Genomic DNA, 18256 nt, shown 5'->3' on the forward strand with positions numbered 1-18256 from the left:
TCACAAATCTTCTATACTTCTTGTCTTCCTGCAAATGCGCGACCAAGAGTTATCTCGTCTGCATACTCTAAGTCTCCACCAACTGGCAATCCGCTTGCAAGTCGCGTAATACTTATGTCAAGCGGCTCAAGCAAACGTGCTAAATAAGTTACTGTAGCTTCTCCTTCAATATTTGGGTCAAGCGCTAAAATGACTTCTTTTACTTGCGCGTCTTTTAAGCGCTCAAGTAGTTGCGTTATTTTTAAGTCTGCAGGTCCAATGTTTGCCATTGGATTAATGGCACCGCCCAAAACGTGGTAAACGCCAGCGTATTCGTGAGTTCTCTCAATGCTCATAATGTCTTTTGGCTCTTCTACAACGCATATTTTTGTGTGATCTCTTCGCGGATCTTGGCAAATAACACAAGGGCTTTGCTCGCAAACATTTCCGCAAATTTCACAAAATCGCACATTCTCGCGCAAGTCACTGATTGCGTCAATTAAATCCTGCGTTTGTACATCAGATGATGAAAGTATATAGAATGCAATTCGCTGCGCGCCTTTTGGTCCTATTCCTGGAAGCTTAGAGAACGCATCAATAACTCTGCCTATTGCACCGTCATACGATGACACGTTATGCACTTTTACTTACTCCTCTTGCTTTCGCTTATGCAATCCTGCATTTTTAGGATTTTTTGGATCACTTGCAGCGAATTCTTTTACAGATTTCACCTCAAACATCTTCTCTAAATCATCTATGCTCAAATTGGTTGCCGACTCTAACGATTCGTCCTGCATTGAACATTCGTCTTCTTGCGCGCCGTTTACACCATCAGAGATTCGTGCTTTTGACTCATTATCTGCCTGTGATTCTGAATTTGCGCGCTGAGGATTTTGCTGGCTTATCTTCGACTTTTGCCCCCATTGCTGCGCGTTAGATGCAGCGTTATCTGCGTTTTCTGAATCGTTTACTACTTCAGCATTAAAATCTGCATTCTGTAATGCAGCAATCGCATCTCCCATTGGAGCAGATCCCATACCTGCCCATGCGTCATCTTTCTCAATATCTAAATCTAAAGCACTTTTTGAAATTGCAGAACCAGATAAATCGCTAGCCTCCGCACCAGCACTTGAATCGTCACTAGAGCCAGCATCATCGCTACTGGAATTCGAATTATTTGAATTTGAATCAGAACTTTTCTCGATTATTTTTCCGAATCCTTTTACGATTCCAGCTTTTCGCATAAGCAAGTCTCGCTTAACTTGTGCTAGTCGTTGCGGAGTCATTCTTGCAACAGACTCCACTTTTTCGCCGTTTGCAGCTACTAAATCTGGCGCTATTGCAACGTTTTTTCCAAATGCGTCTTTTACTTTGTTCATAACCACAACTGGCACTTTTTTACCATCGTAAGGTTCTGTTGTGCAAATCGCGAGCGCAAACGCATGTTGGCTTATAGGCTGGTCAAAAGTTAATACAAGCCTTCTTTTTGATGCATTTCCATCGTCTAATCTAACTTTTGGAACGCGATCTCTCTCTACGTATTCACGAACATCGTCTGGCAGATTTTTAACCAGATTATCCCAAGTTTCGTCCACGTCAAGCTCTTGTGTTGTCTGTTTTTCAACGGTTGCAGTTGACCAATTCGCTTGCGTGTTATTGTTGATTTCAGATTTATCATCAAGAATTACCGAAGGAGCTTCAGCAATTTTTACTGGATTTACTGGATTAACAGGATTAACTGAATTTACAGCAGAATTTGAACCAATAAAATGCCTTGCAGAAGATGCAGGATGCGAGGAGGACTTTGCAAGAGATTGATTAGTGGCTTTAGAAAATGGTTCCTGCGCAGTAGTACCAGATTGCATATCAGCAAGAAGTCTAGCCATAAGAATCTCAAGATTCATTCTAGGAGAAACCGCATTTGCCATTCCCGCAAAAGCATTATTGACGATTTCTGCCATTTTGGACAAGCTTCTCAAAGTTAGCTGACTTGATTGTCGTTGCAAATCTTGCATGTCTTCTGGCGATAAATCGCCTAACAAGTTTTTAGCACAATTTGGACCAGCAGAAACCAAAAGCAACAAATCACGCAACCGTCCGAGAAGATCTTCCACAAACTTACGAGTGTCAAATCCTCCGACTACCACTTTTTGTACAACTTCATATAATTTTGCACCGTCTTTTTCAATAAGGGCATCAATAACATCTGCAATAAGATTAGAAGGCGTAAAACCAAGCAAAGCAACTGCTGAATCTAACGAGATAACACCATCATCTGAGCCAATCATAAGCTGATCTAAAACAGATAATGTGTCTCGCATGGATCCGCCGCCAGCGCGCATAGCAAGCCGCAAAACGCCCTTTTGCGCTTGAATACCTTCCTTTTTGCAAATGTCTTGCAAATACGGTCCCATTACTTCTGGAGGAACAAGTCTAAACGGATAATGGTGGGTTCTAGAACGTATAGTTCCAATCACCTTATCTGGTTCAGTAGTGGCAAAAATAAACATAACATGCTCAGGTGGCTCTTCCACAATCTTCAGCAAAGCATTGAATCCTTGCGGAGTTACCATGTGCGCTTCATCAAGAATAAAAATCTTATATCGATCGCGCGCTGGAGCGAAACCTGCACGTTCGCGTAATTCTCTAGCATCGTCAACACCATTGTGGCTTGCAGCATCTATTTCTACAACGTCTATTGAACCTGATCCGCCTGTTGCAAGATCTTTACAGCTTTGGCATTTTCCGCATGGTTTAGAAGTAGGACCCTCTTTGCAGTTAATACAACGAGCAAGAATACGCGCAGAGCTTGTTTTTCCACAACCGCGTGGACCCGAAAATAGGTAGGCGTGCGTTATTTTGCCTTGATCTAGCGCTCTCATAAGAGGAACGGTAACTTGATTCTGTCCTATCACTCCTTCAAACGTGTCTGGACGATACCTTCGATACAATGCAAGTGCCATAACTATAACCTACCGTCACCTGAATATTAGCTCAACTCTACTTGAGCAAAGTTTCTGTTCTATTCTAAACATTTAGACATTAACATGCTAATCGCCTATTAACATGCTACATTATGACCAATCGCATGAATACTTGATATTTTCCACACACTTATTAGTCGCAATCTATTAAACCAGCTCTAGCCATTACATTTATCTTATTAACCATAGGAAGTCGTAAAGGCACACTTAGACTGATTAATACATCATCATCTTTTTCAACACAAGATTCTATTTTCCCATTATTTGCCTTTGCTGTGCGCTCTGCAACTTGACATGCATCATCTTGCATATTTCTCATAGCAACTGCACCTGATATAGCCGATGCATTTGCAAGAGCGTAAGCTCGGTGTTTTTGCACCAAAATTGACCCTAAAGTCGCACAAACAACAAGCATAGAGCAGATTGCTATTACCAATCCTATGCCTAGCATAGTTCCAGAACCACAATCTGCTCTACGCAAATGTTTAAAACTGTAATATTGCGTATTCAAAATGCTTAATCGTTTACATATTTTTTGACTCATATTAAAACCTGGCTAATGCGAGCTTCCACAGACAATGGCAATACTTTTAAAGGGTCTGGCACAACTGGGCAGCTTACAACAATATCTGCCATATTCCCAACATATTTGACTTTTACAGAACTATTAACTCCAGATACTTTAGATACTATATTTTGCGCATCTTTAGAATTGTGGTGCGAAGCAACATAGTATGCTACTTGACCTGCTGCATCATGGCAATTCATTGTATTTACTACTGATTTACCAACAAAAAATAACGTTAAAGCAAGTACCACAACTGCAGGAAGAATAATAGCAAATTCTGCGGTAACAGCCCCAGAATCTTTTGAATTATTTATACAATTATTCTTAGTCGTTCTCTTATCTAAAATGTTCAAAAATACATGATTCTCCATTTTGTCTCGTTTCTTTTCGCATTAGTTAAAATCCCACAACAAATCACATAAACATCACGGTCAAAAAAACTTTATAAATATTTCATATCACGTTTTTCAAAGTATGTTTTAAGTTTCACGCAATGTTTCACAGTTTTACAAATGACTATTTACTTAAAGCTAGCTAACATGTAGAGCTTTTGTAACAAGCTCACTGATAGCTGTACGAACAGCATCTGATTTGGCAATAGCAATAAGCACTGTAGCAAAAGCTGTGGCAGCTATAAGAACAACAGCATATTCTGCCGTAACAGCCCCATCATCACACTGCTTTAAATCTTTGCTCAAACGATTCTGCACTCTATTACATGCTTGTTCAGCTTTAATTAATCCTTCATTCATTCGCATTGAACACATGCAATACCATGTTGACAATGCAGCAGTAATTAATCTCATAATCACTCACCGTTACCTTTCTTTTTGTTATTTTTATTGTTATTTTTCTTTTATTTATGTACCCAATATTGGGATACAAATTTTTTATTTTTAGATTGCGATTAATACATAAATGCAGATACTGTCGGCAAAATTCCTACGAAAATAAACGCTGGCAGAAAACATAACCCAACAGGCAGAAGCAGACGAACAGAAAGCCTAGAGCTTTCTTTTTTTGCCACGTTTCGCATAGATTGCTCATAATTTTGTAAAATCGCTATGAGTACAGGAACTGGAGAACTTCCACAACTCCATGACTCTCTAAGTGACTGTCTAAGCCACATACTTAACACAAAAGATGCAGATGGATTTTTATCTTTTTTATCGAAGCACACATAAGGAGCACTCCAAGCTTCTATCCAAGTATCTCCAGAAAGTAGTGCTTTAGAAACATTCCTTAGCCAAATCCCTTTTCCTCCAGGAATAGATGACCCAACAGCGTCAAGTGCTCTAGTAATTGCGACTCCACTTTTTAAAGCAACTATCATCATTTGCAAACCCAAAATTGGATCTATATCTTCAACTTTGTTACACCTAAAATCGTAATTGCTTCTCATAGAAACCGCAGGCTTGTAGGCGCGCTCATAGCACGGATTAAGAATCATCTGTCTAGTAAAAAATTTGCATAACGTAACTATATAAGCTACTAAAATAATCCAGACGATAATTGCCTTAAACATTTTCCACGATCCTTAATAACCATTAGTTCATCAATCGACATTAGAAACAGCACTCAGCATTGCTTTTTTAGATGACTTCATGATCCATGTAACCCATAAAAGACCGATTACATAAAACAATAAGCCAATACCTAAGAGTGCGTATCCTCTAGAACTTGTAAAAATCATCAATATTGGATTTACACCCAACAATTGTCCAGTAAGAAGAGCCAAAAATGGTAGAGCAGTTAGCAATCTAATAGTTGCTTTAGGCATCGCAAAAACTTCTGAGCTTAAATCATTAACCCTCTTATTGGCATGATAAGAGTCAGAAACAGCTTGAACGCAATCAGTCATAGAGCATCCTATAGAACTGCTCAATTCGTATACAGACATAAGCGATTGTGCAACCTTGCGCATGTCTTTTCTAACTTTACTTCTTTGGCGAGCGCTAAGATTTTTAATCCTATTAGAACAGCGAGAATCAATCCATTTAAACACCGATTCAACGTTTATAACTTGGAAATAGCTTTCGCTGTTATTGCTGTTGTAATTGTTATTGTCATTATCGGTCTCTTCAATAAGTCCATTGCGATTCTCATTATTGCTGTCTCCTCTTATAATCGATTCAAAAGAAGCACCAGAACGCAAAGAAGCCACAAGAGCAGCTAGTGATTCTTCAATACCCATTTTCAAAAAATCCTTTACTGTCGGTATCAATTACAGAAACAACCCTGTATTCAACGGTAAATGCCATTTAACAGCAAAATTTTTCCAAGCAGACGTTTCCTCTATCTGAGCAGAAAAATTACTATCATTAGAATTAACGCAATTTTTCAATCTTAAAATTGGCACACCTTCTAACGCGCCAGAATCCGTAGAACGCAATACTCCAAGTTCTTTTACAATTCGCATACCATTTACTCTTTCTACATGTATAACAACATCAAAAGCATCAGCGGCAAGAGCACATAGTGAAGAAGGTTCCAGTCCTGCAAGAAGCCCTAAAGACATTAATCTGGCTGGCACCTTTTGGACTTTATCAGCATGCAAAGTTGTCATTCCACCTTTATGACCACATGTAAAAACGCGTAATAAATCAGCTATTTCTTGACCTCTGCACTCACCTAAAATAATTCTGTCTGGTCTCATCCTCAAAGTTGCCTTTACAAGATCCGACAAGCCAACGCTGCCTACTCCTTCAACGTTTGCTTCTCTTGTAGCTAAAGACACATGATCCTTAGATAATGAACCTAATTCTCTTGTTTCTTCAACAGTAACTATTCTGTCTTTTTCATCACAAGAAGCTAAAAGAGACTTCATTAACGTTGTTTTACCAGAGCCAGTGCTTCCCGTAATCAAAATATTCGCACGTTGAGTTACCAATAAATAAAGTATTCTAGATAATTCAATAGGAAACATTCCTCTACTACTTAACTCTGTTAAACAATAGCGTTTTAAAGCGGGAAAACGAATCGAAATAGCAGCACCACTTAAAACTATTGGAGCAATAAGAGCGTGTACTCGCACTCCTACTGGGCTAGAAGCATCTGCAATCGGGCATGAATCATCTAATCTTTTGCCTAATTGTGCACAAAGCCAAACTGCATATTCTCGCAAAATCATAGGATTATCAAATGGAATTCTTGGATTGTACTCTTGCAACCCAAAACCTTTATCTACCCAAACGCGACCTGTGTCTGTAACAACAATATCTGTTGTTTGAGGGTTATCCGCAAGCTCTTGCAGAATGCCAAAATCAATATCTTCTAAAACCATGCTTACCCCTTGATATTTTTGAGAATCTTTCAGATTCATATGATTGTGAATTTGATTGTTTATATTGTTGTTCAGATTGTTTTCCAGATATTTTCAAAGAGGAATTAGAGGAGTCTCCAAGCAACCATGTTGTTATTTTTTCTATTGGAATTTTGGCGGATTTTGGAATATCTCTTATACCGTAACCAGATATTATGTCTTCGTACATTTTAGGATCGTGACCAATTGGGCCTTCTACATCGCAAAGCAAATAATCACAAGCTTCATTAACATTTACAGGGCAAAACCTTTTAGAAAGACCACGCGGATTTAATCCTGCGACAATAGAAGTTTGTTTTCTAGAGTAATCTTTATGGTCAGATTCTAGGCTTCGCCAATATGCGCGCAATCTGGCAAGACCAAGAACACTAAGCTCTGCAGCAAATATGGTTGGAACTTGCGCTAAAGTTGGAAGATTCTTTAAAAGCCTTCTTGCTGAAAAACCAGATCCAATATCAACAATTACTACATCACAAGCGTTGGAAAGACCTCTAATAGCAGCTTCAATAACCCATGGTTTAGGCTCTTCACTTTTCCAAGGAGCGTAAGCCAAAATATCAACGTTATTCCAGTGCAGAAGTTCACAACGCAATACATATCCGTCTAATCGTCCTAAAGGAGCTTGAACCTCTTGCAATCTTCTACCCTCGTCCTGCTCCAATCCCAACAAAACATCTAATCCGCCGTTAGAAATATCTGCGTCGATTAGTGCAACAACATATTTTTTACTAGATATATGACTTGCCAGAAGAGCAAGAGTAGTGCTTAAACCAACTCCATCATTTGCCGATGAACCGATTACAACATTTTTTGGAAAAGGCTTTAGCGAATAGTTCAAGCTACCAATATTTTTTTGAACACTATGATTATCTAATGCATCAAAATCGCTATGAACTGAAGTAGAAGATACACCAGTCGCGTAATCTACATGATTTGCGTAATCTGCATTATCCACATGATTCGCATGATTCAAAGATGCGATAACAGTCGAATCTTCCAACTTATTACTATCAGATGTACTTTTGCGCATACTTTTTATCGCACTCGCCTGAGGCGGGTACGTTTCTATAATGCGCGGAACGCAAGAAGGAGCATCGTAATTATCAATAGTCATATTGTCCATGTGGCTATTGAATCGCATACTAAACCATTAGGCAATACTATTTAAACAATGTGGTTAAAGGATCAATAAACGTTGCAATTCCGCCAAAAAGTTATCCACATTGCTGTTTTTGTTGTATTAACGCACAAGTTTTGGATTAGAAGCCATATATCTTTCCAGAAGTTCGCCATAGATTGGCTTAGTGTGCAAAATATCGGATACAAGAAGCGCAATAAAAGCAGATGCAGCAACTGGAAGAGTGTGAATCATTGTTCCCGACATTTCTACAGTTAGCAAAATCGAAGTGAGCGGAGCTTTTACAGAAGCCGAAAGCGTGCCAGCCATAACACACACTGTAAAAATTGGCATTAGCTTTGCGTCAATGCCAAGAATCGGAATGCTTATTATTGCGCGAGAAGCAACGCCGCCTGCAAGTGCGCCGACAGCAAGAATTGGCATAAAAATTCCGCCAGGCGCTCCGCATCCAAAACTTGTAGAAGTAAATAGCATTTTTGCAACAAACAGGATGCACAGAAGCGCTATGCTTGCTTTTCCATATTCAGAGAGCTTAACAAGATTCGATCCTCCTCCAAGAACATCTGGCAAATATAAGCCAACAGGAATCGCGATTAAGCATGCTACAGATACGGGAGCCCACTTTGGCAAATACTTATACAGCGTTTGTAATCCAAGCAAGGATCTGTTCATTAAAGAGCCAATAAGCCCTGCAAAAATGCCAAGTGGAATCAGCCAAAAATGAAGTGTCATTGGTAAGTCTGGAATTCTTCCAAAGTCTAAAACAGGTCGAAGTCCAAAGCATGTTTGAGACACAAAGTCCGCGCAAATAGATGCAGCAGCAGCTCCCATAAGAACTGTAGAAGACAATCCGTGTTGAACTTCTTCCATAGCAAACATAAGCCCAGAAAGTGGAGCGCTAAACGCTGCAGATAAGCCAGCTGCCGCTCCAGCGGTTACAACATAATGCTCTTGCGTATCGTTTTTATTGCCCTTTCTAAAGATGCGAGACATCATTTGCGCGCCGCAAGCTCCGATTTGAATCGAAGGGCCTTCGCGCCCAAGAGACAAGCCAAATAGCGAACCCAACAATCCGCCTACAAATCGAACAGGCAAAATAGTGTTCCAACACATTTTTAGACCGCGTTGAACGTATCCAACAACTTGTGGAATGCCGCTTCCAGACGCCATACTTTCTTTGCGACTCATCCAGCCAATAAAAAGCCCAGCAGCAATTGCAAAAACCACGCAAGGCACAATCCAAAGCATGTTTTGCAATATTTGCGCATACATCCATCGCGCAAAATCGGTTCCGTACTCAATCCCAAGTCTATAAGTTGCTACAAGCACGCCAGAAACAAGACCAACAACTATGCCAGCAAGAACCATCTTCCATCTAAGATGCTTAAGCGTTTTAAGAACGCGATCAGAAAAGTCGCGCAAAAAATCGCGTATAAAACCGCCTACGTTCTTTAAAGTCACAATAAACCTATTCTTAAATCAAATCGCAAACAAATACATCAAGCATTTTAACATTTTTAATAACACAATAAATATAAATTAATAAAATACGTCAATTAATAAAATTCAAAACTTAAGACTTTAGAAGCATAAATATTACAAATGACGGTCCAGCGTATGCAATAAATGCGCACAAGAATGGCACTATTAGTTCGCTAATAAAAAGCCATAGTCCAAGCTTGATTTTCTTTAGCTTAAACAGGCTTACGATTTCTAAGATTGCGGTTGAAAACGTTGAAAATCCGCCTAAAAATCCCAATGCGCACGTGTAAATAATAGTCGAAGCAAAAGTTAAATCGTATATAATCGAAGAACTTAAAAATACAACTAAGCCCATTATAAAAGACGCAAAAGCGTTGATTAGCAAAGTTGCGATTGGAAAATCATGGTTATAAACGCGCCCGATTGCGTCAGATATTGCACAACGAAGAACGGCGCCAAGTCCAGCGAAAACAACAGGCAGCCAAAAAAGAACATATGCGTAAGACATCATTTTGCACCGCCCCTGTTAGCGTCTATTTTATTGATGACGTTTGAATCACCAGCATTTTTTACGCTGCCATTGCCTTTAAAAGCAAAAATTTTATCTCCAATTAGACTCCCAACAAGCACTGCTAAAACGCCAAGAACCATAGACAACGCCATAATGGCAATTACTTCTACAATGTTCATTGCAGTAAATGCGGAATGCGCGCCCTCAAAAGCAAAAGTAGACATTGTTGAAAGTCCGCCGCAAAATCCCGTGCAAAAACCGTATTTTATTAAGTCTTTGTTCTTGCAGCTCTTCCCACTTACAACAAGTGAACTTACTAAAGCAAGAATAAAACATGCTAAAACGTTCGACAAAAGAGTTGCAAAAGTAAAGCGGCTAAAAAGCATAGAATATCCCGAGTCCCAATGCATGCCGTGCGTAAAACCACTTATTTCACTACGCACAAAAGCGCCAAGCAATCCGCCAATAAACACAACAAAATATGTTTTTGCACCAAGTGATTTATGCTTATGCTTTTTAGGCAAGTCGTGGCAATTACTGCTTGGAATACTCATAGTTTTTAGCCGCCTTAAATAGCCTTAAATAGCTATTCAAATAGTCACTAATCAATCAACGAATGAACGCTAATAATGTGGTCGCGCTGAGGACCAGTACCAATTGCCGAAATACGGCACTTGGAAAGTTCTTCTAAGCGCTTTACGTAGCTTTGAGTATTTGCTGGCAATTCTTCAAACTTGTGAATTTGCGAAATATCCTCACTCCATCCTGGAAGCATCTCGTAAACTGGCTTAGCGCTAGCAAACAGAGACTGATCTACTGGCATTTCGTTCATTCTCTCAACGCTTCCGTCAGACAAAGTTACATCGTAAGCTACGCAAACTGGAATTTCTTTTAAGCCAGTCAAAACATCTAACTTAGTAAGGACAATATCAGTTAAGCCATTTACGCGAGTAGCATAGCGGCTTACAACGGAATCAAACCATCCGCATCGGCGAGGGCGACCAGTAGTTACGCCATATTCGTGACCCTGCTCACGCAGCCAATCGCCACTTTCATCCAAAAGTTCCGTAGGGAATGGACCTTCACCAACACGAGTGATATAGGCTTTAGCAACTCCAATTACTCGCGTAATACGAGTTGGACCAACGCCAGTTCCCGTGCAAGCACCTCCTGCAGTAGGATTTGAGGATGTTACAAATGGGTAAGTTCCATGATCGACATCCAGCATGGTTGCCTGACCGCCTTCAAAAAGCACGGTTTTGCCATTTTCTATAGCCTGATTCAGTATAAGCGAAGTATCTGCAACATAAGGCTTCAAACGCTTTCCAAGCTCCACAAGCTGTGCTGTAACATCATCAATATCTATTGGATGCTGGTTGTAAAGTTTAACTAACATCTGATTCTTTTGATGCAAGCTAGCTTCAACCTTATCCCTCAAATGCTCTGCATTAAATAAATCATGCACACGAATACCAACGCGATTAATCTTATCTGCATAAGTCGGGCCAATTCCGCGACCTGTTGTACCAATCTTGTGCTTGCCAAGGAACCTCTCCGTAACCTTGTCAATTACGCGATGATAAGGTGTAATCACATGCGCAGACTCGCTCACTTTCAAACGAGAGCAATCAACACCTCTAGATTCAAGTGCGTCAATCTCCTCAAACAGAACTTCTGGGTCTACAACAACACCATTACCAATAACAGGAGTTACATTAGGGCTGATTATACCGCTAGGAAGTAAATGCAAAGCGTAAGACTCGTTTCCCACAACAACAGTATGTCCAGCGTTATTACCGCCATTAAATCTTGCGACAATATCTACCTTAGAACCAATTAAATCAGTCGCTTTGCCTTTACCCTCGTCACCCCATTGAGCGCCAATAAGCACAATTCCAGGCATGCTGAACCTCCATTTTTGGGCTAACGTTGCCCAAATAAACACAATTCCTACGTGTTAAGACTAGCGCAAAGCCAATACCGAATTTAATTTTCAACTTGATGAACTTATAAGGCTTTACCGGCAGAGCCAAGCTGTACACAGGCTTCAACAACACGCTGAGCCATTGCTTTTTCTGCCTCTTTGCCCCAAGACCTTGGGTCGTAGAGTTTTTTGGCTCCAACTTCTCCGTCGATTTTAAGAACTGAGTCGTAGTTGTGGAACATGTGATCTGCTATTGCTCGAGTAAACGCATATTGCGTGTCTGTATCGATGTTCATTTTTACTACGCCGTAGCTTACAGCTTGCGCAATTTCTTCGGGAGTAGATCCAGAACCTCCATGGAATACCAATAAGAATGGTTTTGTTGGCACACCAAACTTGCGATTACATAAATCAAGCTTGTACTTGTTGTATACAGCGCTTTGAATGTTGTCTAGCAACTGTGGTCGCAGCTTAACAACACCAGGCTTGTATGCACCATGCACATTGCCGAACGTAAAAGCAGCCATATATCTTCCGCTCTCTGCCAAACCTAATCGTTCAACTACTCGCATAGCGTCCTGCGGCGTTGAGTATAGTTTTTCATCAATGTCTGCTCTATGACCGTCTTCTTCGCCTCCCACGGCCCCAATTTCAATCTCTAACACCGTATGAGCCTTCGCCGACGCCTCAAGCAATTCTTCCGCAACGTCTAAATTGTGTTCAAGCTTAACTGTAGATCCGTCCCACATATGCGATTGAAATATCGGCTCTTTGCCGTGCGCAACTTGATCCGCCTCATAAGCCAAAAGTGGCTTAATCCAGTCATCTAAATAGCCTTCTGCGCAATGATCCGTATGTAAGGCAACGGTAATATTTGGATACTGCGCTGCTACTTGATGCGCGAATTGAGCAAACGCTAGCGAACCGACAACACGATTATTTACGCACTGTCCCGAAAAATACGCGGACCCCCCAACGGATACTTGAATAATTCCGTCGCTTTGCGCTTCTGCAAATCCTTGTAGTGCAGCATTTAAAGTCTGCGTGCTAGTAACATTAATTGCAGGGTAGGCGTATCCACCTTTGCTGGCGGCATCAAGCATTTGCGCGTAACGTTCAACGGTTGCAATAGTCATATTTTTATTATGACTCTAAGCGCGCATATTTTTTTAGATTTTGCTAGATTTTTACTAAATTTGACTAGATTTTTGATTAGATTTGTGGCTATTTTTAACTATTTCTGGCTATCTTTTATTTCTTGATGGCGCTTTTTTGCGGCAGCTACAACAAAATGTAAATATTCGAGCGCGATTTCTTCTTTTAATCCAGATTCTTCAGCAATTTTTTTAAGTCGATTTGCTTGGCGATTTTCTCTAGATTTATCTTCCGCAGCAAGATTTGCGCGAGCTTTTATTTCTCCGACTTTTTCCGTAACTTTAAAGCGCTCTGCAAGAAGTGAAACAACTGCATTGTCAATATTGTCAATCGATTGACGCAACGCAAAAATCTCGCTTATTGAATCGTTGCAATCATTGCAACTCTGTTCAATCTGATGCTTGCGCGCGTCAACCGATTCTTTAGGAAATTCACACATATTACTTCTAATCGAAATAAGTCTGCAAAACCATAGTTGTTTCTGTGCTAACTGGCACAATCCTATGAATCGTGTTAATTAGCTCTTCTAGCTTGCTAGGTGTAGCAACACGAACTACGAGCATAAAACTTGGGCTTCCAGTGATAGAATAGCAGGCTTCAATACCTTCAATATCTTTCAACTTGGCTGGAACAGATGCTTCTTGCTCAAAGTCAAGAGGCGTTACAGCAACAAATGCGCTTACTGGCAAGCCTCTGCGCTCATAGTCAATCAACGCACGGTAACCAGTGATAATTCCTCTGCGCTCAAGCTTTTGTACTCTAGATTGTACGGCAGAAACCGATAATCCAGATGCTTTAGCTAGTCTGGTTAATGTTGCACGACCATCATGTTCAAGAATATCTACAATAATCGCATCTGTAGAATCTATAGGAGCAACTGTGCTCACATTAGCGTTCAAGCCAGAAGGAATATTATTTTCAATCTTATGAGAGTTTCCTGTCATACGACCTCCATCCTCATACAGCGCATCTTCCTGAATACTGTTGTAGATTTCAGATTGCGCTACCCTGCAGTCTCTTCAATCGTATCGTATTTTTTAACGAAAAAGAACAAAATTATATAAAAAATCACGGTTTTTCACATTAAATATCAAATGTTTATGGGAATAAACTTTTGACAAGTAATTATAATTATTTAATTTTCATTATTTACATATGCATAATCAATAGTAAAAATTACCAAGAATAGTGTATTTTATAAGAAATTAATTATATATAAACGTATATTTTTTTATTTTAAAACACAAAATAAGCTTGTAATAAAAACAGTATTAAAAAATAAACAATAAAAATTACCCCTCGATTGATCAAACCAAGGGGTAGTTAAAGTGTATTTTTTAAAGTTATATTTATAAAATTACACGAACATAACCTACTTAAGCAGCGGTTGCTGGCGACCCGCCATTTGTAGAGTTATTCGCTTGCTGCACAATCGCTGCGAGAAAATCGCGATTCGACGCAGTTTTCTTTAAGCGTGGCACCAAAGTCTGATAAGCCTGCTCTGGCTCAAGTCCGCCAAATAGTCGCCTCAAGCGATAAATAATAGGCAATTCTTGAGCAGGAGTAATCAACTCTTCGCGGCGCGTGCCAGAAGAATTAATATCCACTGCTGGGAACAAGCGCTTATCTGCCAAATCGCGACTTAAGCGAAGCTCCATGTTTCCAGTGCCCTTAAACTCTTCGAAAATAACTTCATCCATCTTTGAACCAGTTTCCACCAAAGCGGAAGAAATAATAGTCAAAGAACCGCCATTTTCAATGTTTCGCGCGGCACCAAAGAACTTCTTAGGAGGGTAAAGCGCCTGAGCATCCACGCCACCAGAAAGAATACGGCCAGATGCAGGAGCAGCAATATTGTATGCACGAGCAAGACGAGTCATAGAATCAAGAAGAACAACAACATCTTGGCCAAGCTCTACAAGCCTCTTAGCACGCTCAATCGCAAGCTCCGCAACAGTAGTGTGGTCTGATGCTGGACGGTCAAATGTAGAAGAAATAACCTCACCCTGAACAGTGCGCTCCATGTCGGTAACTTCTTCTGGACGCTCGTCTACAAGAACAACCATCAAATGCACTTCTGGATTATTAACAGCAATCGCGTTCGCAATATTTTGCAAAGTGATTGTTTTACCAGCCTTAGGAGGCGAAACAATCAAACCACGCTGACCCTTACCAATAGGAGCCACAAGGTCAATGATTCTGCCAAGCATACGATTTGGCGTAGTCTCCTGCTTTAAGCGCTCTTGCGGATACAAAGGCGTGAGCTTAGCGAATTGTGGACGATTCTGAGCATCTTCTACGCTCATGCCATTAATGCTGTCAACGCTTTGCAAAGGAACAAATTTTTGGCGCTGATTCCTACGATCACCTTCGCGAGGAGCACGAATAGAGCCTTGAACCGCATCTCCCTTGCGCAAACCATACTTTTTGATTTGGCTCATAGAAACGTAAACATCATTTGGACCAGGCAAATATCCAGAAGTGCGCACAAACGCATAAGATTCAAGCACATCTACAATACCAGCAACTGGAACAAGCTCTTCTTTTGGTTCCTCTCTACGAGAAGCTGATTCACGAGACTCGTGGTCTTCACGAATATCATTGCGATCAGAACGATCATTCCTCGTAGGTCGATCTTCACGCTCTAAATGATCAGAGCGATCCGAGCGGGAATCGTAATCATCTCTATCGCGTCCACGACCACGCATACGGCGTTGATACCTGTCATTCCTATCTGAATGCGTATCATAATCGTCATCGCCATTAGAACGCGAAGCTCCGCGTTGCCTGCGAGATTCAGAATCACGATTTGCATTAGAATCAGAAGACTTTTCACTTGGCAAAGTAGCAAGAATCTGATCTAAATCATCTTCCGTATCATCTGCATCATCCGAGTTATTTCCGCGATAATTATCTTTAAAATCAGACTGACGACGACGCTGAGATTGATTATCACGCGTAAACTCACGACGACGCCTAGACTTACCGCTTCTATTTGAATCAACAGAATCATCAGAATCAGAAGATTCAACAGAATCAGGCAAGCCGAGATTTTCTAACAAATCCTCATCGGCAGACTTGCGAGCAGACTCACCACTATCGTCATCAAAATTGCGACGCGACCTAAAAGATGAAGATGAATCGTATTTAGACTCATCCTCATCATTAAGTGACGAACGACTATCCCTAACAATGCTTTTAGGAACATGTACGCTAACTCCTGCTGGCGCATCCCCACCATTGCGCGCAGCGGTAAGCGTAGCGATCAAATCTGGCTTACGCATTGTAGACGTACCGCGCAGGCCCATTTGCTTCGCAAGATCCTTAAGCTCAGAAAGCTTCATATCATCAAGATTTTGGCTTGTTGCCACAGTTATACCTTTCCCTAACCCCAAGAAACAAACTACTTGGAGCTTTACATGGAAGATTTCGGAAAAATCCGTTGTGAATACAACGATAAGCACATAACAATGTGACTTAATCGCTGATAAATGTATGCTACTACACTCATGCGACTCACAACAACACGGCGTGGCAAAAAGAAAAAACGCTACTTCTTTTCGTGATATGACTTTTCTGTATTAACAGACCAAACATTATCTTTAGACTGTTTTCCACTGTTAATATTAGACACGGCTTCAATAGCAGTAGCCATAGAATGATCCTGGTTATTGTAACGATGCTGACCATTTCTACCAACACAATACAAGTTACCAAAACCATCCAAATACTTAACAAGCTCAGGCATCTGAGCATAAGTATCGAAGTAAGCTGGATAAGCCTTTGGAACACGCTCACGATGCGCATCCAAAACATCATCTTCGCCATCAATAACCTGCATACGAGTAAGCTCATCAATCGCAGATTTACGAGCCTCTTCGTCGCTCATATTCCAAAAATCATCGCCCTCATTGCAGAAGTATTCAAGACCAATCCACACAGTGTTGTCAACATCCTTAACGAGATATGGGCTCCAGTTGTTAAAGATTTGCAAACGACCAACTTTGTATCCTGGATCCTGCACATAAATCCAGCAATCAGGCACAATAGGAGGGTTACCTAACGTTGGAATATCAGTCGTATTACGCAAACGCATACGCTTAACAAGAAGTCCAACGGTTACGAAATCACGGTAAGGCAAGCCTTTAGCAACTCGTTGTAATTCGGCTGGAACCTGCACAGACTCATTTCCTTCGGCGCCATGCTCAATAGCTGCAACCAAATCTTTTATTGGCATAGAAGAAATAAACTGATCCGCATGAAGTTCTTGCTGCAAACCATCTTGATTTTCAACGACAACACTAGAAATTTTACCGTCGCACTGTTTAATAGCAACAACTTTTGCATCTGTTAAAACAGTAGCGCCATTTTCACGGCAACGACGTTCAACAGTCTCCCAAAGCTGACCAGGACCAAGCTTAGGATACCAGAATTCTTCAATCAGTGAAGTTTCAACTTCCTGATTTGCCTTCTTTTTCGGCATAAGCTTAGAGAAAGCATTCTTTAAAACTTCAACAATGCTCAAACCCTTAACTCGCTGAGCACCCCAATCTGCAGAAATCTGACTTGGATGCCTTCCCCAAAGCTTCTCGGTATAGCCCTCAAAGAACATAGAATACAGCTTTTTGCCAAAGCGATTAATGTAGAAGTTTTCGAGGTTTGTTTCTGGCAACTTGTGAATCATAGACCAAAGGTAGCTAAAACCAACCTTCATAGTAAGAACAAAGCCCATAGAGCGCAAAGTAGACGCAGAAAGAGAGATAGGGTAGTCGAAGAAATGATGATTCCAGAAGATTCTAGAAACGCGATGACGCTTAAGCATAACCTCATCTTCGACTTCTGGGTCTGGGCCGCCATTCTCTAAATCGTGGTGTCTGCCAAGTTTTTTGTCGTCGTAAGAAGGAGCGCCTTGAAGTGGCAGCATATCTCGCCACCATTGCATAATTCGATCATCTTTAGAGAAGAATCGGTGACCGCCAATATCCATGCGGTTTCCGTTGTATTTTACAGTGCGAGAAATTCCGCCAAACTCTTTAGATGCTTCAAGAACAGTTACATCGTAGCGGCTAGCTCCGCCATCTTTTACAAGCTCCCATGCAGCCGTCAACCCTGCCGGACCGCCACCAATAATCACTACAGATTGTTTCTGGGATTGTGTATCAGTCAATTTTCCTCCATACCTAAAAGACGCTT

General features: G+C 40.8%; 18 protein-coding genes. All 18 read right to left on the bottom strand.

Annotation, left to right across the window (positions count from 1 at the left end):
- Nucleotides 1–11: 11 nt before the first annotated feature.
- The 18 genes from recR to HXT19_RS06260 all read right to left on the bottom strand — a co-directional run bounded on the left by recR (nucleotide 12) and on the right by HXT19_RS06260 (nucleotide 18230).
- Nucleotides 12–620: a recombination mediator RecR gene (gene recR / locus HXT19_RS06175; RefSeq protein WP_004114171.1), complete on the bottom strand. Its 609-nt coding sequence runs from the start codon at nucleotides 618–620 to the stop codon at nucleotides 12–14.
- Between the two features lie 6 nt (nucleotides 621–626).
- Nucleotides 627–2942, bottom strand: a complete 2316-nt coding sequence (gene dnaX, locus HXT19_RS06180; RefSeq protein WP_101887752.1) for a DNA polymerase III subunit gamma/tau — start codon at nucleotides 2940–2942, stop codon at nucleotides 627–629.
- A gap of 154 nt (nucleotides 2943–3096) precedes the next feature.
- Nucleotides 3097–3507, bottom strand: coding sequence for an Rv3654c family TadE-like protein (locus HXT19_RS06185; RefSeq protein ID WP_014554843.1), 411 nt, complete (start codon nucleotides 3505–3507; stop codon nucleotides 3097–3099).
- Nucleotides 3504–3902 carry a TadE/TadG family type IV pilus assembly protein gene (locus HXT19_RS06190; protein ID WP_014554844.1) on the bottom strand — a complete coding sequence of 133 codons (399 nt, stop codon included), beginning with the start codon at nucleotides 3900–3902 and terminating at the stop codon, nucleotides 3504–3506. Before HXT19_RS06190 ends, HXT19_RS06185 begins: the two co-directional genes overlap by 4 nt.
- 159 nt (nucleotides 3903–4061) lie before the next feature.
- Complete coding sequence (locus HXT19_RS06195; RefSeq protein WP_041160663.1) at nucleotides 4062–4337, bottom strand: DUF4244 domain-containing protein; 276 nt, start codon at nucleotides 4335–4337, stop codon at nucleotides 4062–4064.
- 101 nt (nucleotides 4338–4438) lie between these two features.
- On the bottom strand, nucleotides 4439–5056 hold the full coding sequence (locus tag HXT19_RS06200) for a type II secretion system F family protein (protein WP_004114161.1): 618 nt from the start codon (nucleotides 5054–5056) through the stop codon (nucleotides 4439–4441).
- A gap of 30 nt (nucleotides 5057–5086) precedes the next feature.
- Nucleotides 5087–5725, bottom strand: a complete 639-nt coding sequence (locus tag HXT19_RS06205; protein WP_004574828.1) for a type II secretion system F family protein — start codon at nucleotides 5723–5725, stop codon at nucleotides 5087–5089.
- 30 nt (nucleotides 5726–5755) lie between these two features.
- Entirely contained in the window at nucleotides 5756–6814 is a 1059-nt protein-coding gene (locus tag HXT19_RS06210; protein WP_004574825.1) for a CpaF family protein, read from the bottom strand.
- On the bottom strand, nucleotides 6795–7976 hold the full coding sequence (locus HXT19_RS06215; RefSeq protein ID WP_004114156.1) for a hypothetical protein: 1182 nt from the start codon (nucleotides 7974–7976) through the stop codon (nucleotides 6795–6797). Before HXT19_RS06215 ends, HXT19_RS06210 begins: the two co-directional genes overlap by 20 nt.
- Nucleotides 7977–8093: 117 nt before the next feature.
- Nucleotides 8094–9452, bottom strand: a complete 1359-nt coding sequence (locus HXT19_RS06220; protein ID WP_004574835.1) for a ClC family H(+)/Cl(-) exchange transporter — start codon at nucleotides 9450–9452, stop codon at nucleotides 8094–8096.
- A 112-nt stretch (nucleotides 9453–9564) separates the two neighbouring features.
- On the bottom strand, nucleotides 9565–9984 hold the full coding sequence (locus tag HXT19_RS06225) for a fluoride efflux transporter FluC (protein WP_004114152.1): 420 nt from the start codon (nucleotides 9982–9984) through the stop codon (nucleotides 9565–9567).
- Nucleotides 9981–10538, bottom strand: a complete 558-nt coding sequence (locus tag HXT19_RS06230; RefSeq protein ID WP_004114151.1) for a fluoride efflux transporter FluC — start codon at nucleotides 10536–10538, stop codon at nucleotides 9981–9983. The genes HXT19_RS06225 and HXT19_RS06230 overlap by 4 nt, the downstream gene beginning before the upstream one ends.
- A 47-nt stretch (nucleotides 10539–10585) precedes the next feature.
- Nucleotides 10586–11887 (bottom strand): adenylosuccinate synthase, encoded by a 1302-nt coding sequence (locus HXT19_RS06235; RefSeq protein ID WP_004114149.1) that lies wholly within the window; start codon nucleotides 11885–11887, stop codon nucleotides 10586–10588.
- Between the two features lie 104 nt (nucleotides 11888–11991).
- Entirely contained in the window at nucleotides 11992–13044 is a 1053-nt protein-coding gene (fbaA, locus tag HXT19_RS06240; RefSeq protein WP_004573641.1) for a class II fructose-bisphosphate aldolase, read from the bottom strand.
- 98 nt (nucleotides 13045–13142) lie between these two features.
- Nucleotides 13143–13502, bottom strand: coding sequence for a chorismate mutase (locus HXT19_RS06245; protein WP_004574836.1), 360 nt, complete (start codon nucleotides 13500–13502; stop codon nucleotides 13143–13145).
- 7 nt (nucleotides 13503–13509) lie between these two features.
- On the bottom strand, nucleotides 13510–14007 hold the full coding sequence (locus HXT19_RS06250) for an Lrp/AsnC family transcriptional regulator (protein ID WP_004114142.1): 498 nt from the start codon (nucleotides 14005–14007) through the stop codon (nucleotides 13510–13512).
- Nucleotides 14008–14439: 432 nt separating this feature from the next.
- Nucleotides 14440–16434 (bottom strand): transcription termination factor Rho, encoded by a 1995-nt coding sequence (gene rho / locus HXT19_RS06255; protein WP_004116351.1) that lies wholly within the window; start codon nucleotides 16432–16434, stop codon nucleotides 14440–14442.
- 179 nt (nucleotides 16435–16613) lie between these two features.
- The gene (locus tag HXT19_RS06260; protein WP_004114139.1) at nucleotides 16614–18230 is read right to left on the bottom strand and encodes an NAD(P)/FAD-dependent oxidoreductase; all 1617 of its coding nucleotides are present in this window, start codon (nucleotides 18228–18230) and stop codon (nucleotides 16614–16616) included.
- Nucleotides 18231–18256 lie beyond the last annotated feature (26 nt).

It is taken from the genome of Gardnerella sp. DNF00038 (genome assembly GCF_049262855.1).
In the GTDB taxonomy this organism is placed as follows: Bacteria; Actinomycetota; Actinomycetes; order Actinomycetales; family Bifidobacteriaceae; genus Bifidobacterium; species Bifidobacterium vaginale.